Here is a 2,806-nt window from a genome sequence, read left to right as displayed (position 1 = left end):
TTGAGTGGCCTCTTCGAGGCCTTATTAAGTTGCAAAAACTTAAAAGGGTTTCGACTGTTTAATGGTTGTCTGGTGGTTTACTACATCCCCGCCCTAAAGGACGAGGCTTTCAAAAGAAAAAAGTAAAGACGTAGACTCCCATGCTATCACCGGAATATAATGGCGGGTGGAGGTTATAACGGTTTGGAAGCAAGGCCCTATCCTTCTTGACATTTTTTCAATTATAATCCGAAAATTTTATCAAAATTTAAACAAATAACAGATTTTTTCGCATAAAGGCCATAAAGGTGGGATGATCATTGCCTTTGGTGATCACCGTGAACGCGCTCAGCGTAGTTGGCAGGAGAATAGACCCCGTTATGGGTGTCCAGACAAAGGCCATAGCGTACCTTACCGGCGAGCTCTCAAAGAGGGGCTTCCGCTGGCTTCTTCCAGTGATCTTGAGCTCGATAACCGACCCGCTCTGGCCAGACCCGGCCGCCGGGGAAGCACTGAAGCCACCTGAGGTTGAGGCCTATGGCAGGAGGCTCAGACTGACGCACAGCATGATACTCCACAAGCAGATGGCAATAGCGATGGGCATAGACAGGCTCTTCGTTCTCTCGCCTAACATAAGGCTTGAGGGCAGGGAGGCAGATGATGGGAGGCATGCTTACGAGTTCACCCAGCTCGACATGGAGGTGGCGGGGTCGAGTATGGACGATATCATGGGGCTGATCGAGGATCTCATAACCGGCCTCTTCCGAGAGCTCAGGCCAATTCTCTGGGAGGCCTTCGAGAGGGAGCTTCCAAGGGCAAGGAAACCTTTCAGACGCTTTACTATCGAGGAGATTCGGGAGGAATTCGGGAGCGAGGAGAAAGCGAGCCGGGCTTTGGAAGAGCCCTTCTGGATAACCGGGATCCCAAGGGAGTTCTACGACAGAGAAGTTGACGGAACCTGGAGGAACTACGACCTCTACCTGCCGGAGGGCTACGGTGAGGTTTCAAGCGGCGGGGAGAGGGAGTGGGAGTACGAGAGGATACTCTCAAAGATACGCTCCTCAGGTCTGAGCGAAGAATCCTTCAGGCCCTACCTCGAAGTCGCGAAGGCCGGCTTGCTGAGACCGAGTGCGGGGGCTGGGATAGGCGTTGAGAGGCTCGTCCGCTACGTCGTTGGGGCAAAGCACATAGCTGAGGTTCAGCCCTTCCCGCGGATTCCCGGTGTTCCCGCGGTCATCTGAACCCCCGACTGGAATGCAATAACTTTGTTCTCATGCTTTTATGTATCTCCAATTTAACTTAAAGTTAAAATTTCTAATAATGCCATAACAAAACGTTTATATTTGAAAGGTACGAACTTATCCAAGGTGGAGAGCATGCAGTGGGATCGGGCCGCCGATATCATCGAGAACATACTGCCTGGGGAGACGGTTCTCCTCGAAACAAGGCCCTCGTATACGCCGGAGTTCGTGCTCAAGTTCTTCGTCGAGTACTCGAAAACGGTCGGGAAAACGCTCGTCATAGACGACAACCTCGACGCCCTCCACGTCCTCGTGACGCACCTGGAGAAGCTCGGGGTTGAGCTGGGGATTAGAGACGTTCCAGTGATAAAAACCGGGGGGAGAAAGGAGGTCGGCCGCGTCATGGCTCATATTCCCTTCCATCCCGATCCCCGGGTTTATATAAAGAACTATAGAACGGCCGCGGAGGAGCTTTACAGGGGACTTGGAGGAGGGGACTTCATAAACCTCGTCCTTGGTCTCGACCATCTCTTTCTGCACGCGAGGAGCCCGCGGGATTCCTACTCTCTAATCCTGTTCCTCCAGGATCACGTTGGCGATAGAAGGAGGAGATCTTTCTACCTCACCAACAGGGAAACCATGAAGGCGCTCCCGTTCAGGGTTCTCCACGAGCTTGAGAGGATCTCAACAACGGTTTTAGACCTCGTTCCCTACGCAACCGGGGTCAACGTTGAGGTTCTAAAAAGCCCCAAGCTGTCCCTCCTCGGGACCGTTATGAGTGTAGATGTGGGAGGTGAGTTCCTTGAACGGAAATAAAACGACCGTTGATTCGAGCAGTCTTAAGGAGCTGTTGAAGAGCTTGAGAACAGGAGGGGTAAGCCTCGTCGAGAACGACTCCTTCGTGGGAATGGAGATAGCTCTCTACACAATCCTGACGTACGCCAGGGTAAAGGGGCTGAAGGTCACGGTCGAGGACATGTTCGACACGTTTCCAGTTTACATGAAACACCTTGAGATAATGGGCTTGAACGTGAAGCTGGACGACGTAAACATCATTAAAGTTGGGGGAACCCGGAAGCTTGGAAACACGATCCTGAGGATAGACCCCAACGAGGATCCCAGCGTTTACGTGAGGAAGCTTGAAAGGGCGCTCAGGGATGGGGGGAGGCATCTGTACCTGAACGTTGGACTCGAGAGGTACCTCGCGTTTCAGGGGAGCTTCAACTCGGTGTACCCCCTCATACAGGCGGTAACGTCCAACCTCGGGGCCAACGAGAGGTTCAACATCTACGTCGTGGACATCCCGGTGCTGAGGGACCTGGAGATAGATCCGTTGCCCCTCCTTGAGGAGATGGCCACCTCGGTACTGCTCCTCGAAGGCAGGGGGGACTACATGAGGGTCAAGCTTAAGAAGTCCTACCTGACCCTGAGGTACGGTGTGGACGAGGCCATGGTATCCCCTACGGAGGTGGTCTCCTGGGTTTCGGAGCTGGGAGGAGGATAAGATGGGGCTTCTAAGTCGGTTATTCAAGAGGGGGGATAGGGAGGGAAGCGAGGAGCTGATAATCGAGAGGGAACCCGTTGGT

The 2,806-nt window shown here is 53.3% G+C and carries 3 protein-coding genes; all 3 read left to right on the top strand.

Annotated elements, in window-relative coordinates; all coding sequences use genetic code 11:
• The first annotated feature begins 317 nt into the window (after window positions 1-317).
• The 3 genes from MVB78_RS00015 to MVB78_RS00005 all read left to right on the top strand — a co-directional run bounded on the left by MVB78_RS00015 (window position 318) and on the right by MVB78_RS00005 (window position 2,724).
• Window positions 318-1,220 carry an asparagine synthetase A gene (locus tag MVB78_RS00015; protein ID WP_297486542.1) on the top strand — a complete coding sequence of 301 codons (903 nt, stop codon included), beginning with the start codon at window positions 318-320 and terminating at the stop codon, window positions 1,218-1,220.
• 135 nt (window positions 1,221-1,355) lie between these two features.
• Window positions 1,356-2,036, top strand: coding sequence for a DUF257 family protein (locus MVB78_RS00010; protein ID WP_297486541.1), 681 nt, complete (start codon window positions 1,356-1,358; stop codon window positions 2,034-2,036).
• Entirely contained in the window at window positions 2,023-2,724 is a 702-nt protein-coding gene (locus MVB78_RS00005; protein WP_297486540.1) for a DUF257 family protein, read from the top strand. The genes MVB78_RS00010 and MVB78_RS00005 overlap by 14 nt, the downstream gene beginning before the upstream one ends.
• Window positions 2,725-2,806: the final 82 nt, after the last annotated feature.

The sequence above is a fragment of the Thermococcus sp. genome (genome assembly GCF_026991495.1).
Taxonomy (GTDB): domain Archaea; phylum Methanobacteriota_B; class Thermococci; order Thermococcales; family Thermococcaceae; genus Thermococcus.
This window is presented reverse-complemented; position numbering and strand designations above follow the sequence as displayed.

Bases quoted from the DNA above. Each gene is read 5' to 3' on its own strand.
- MVB78_RS00010 (WP_297486541.1), top strand. From the start codon at position 1,356: ATGCAGTGGGATCGGGCCGCCGATATCATCGAGAACATACTGCCTGGG.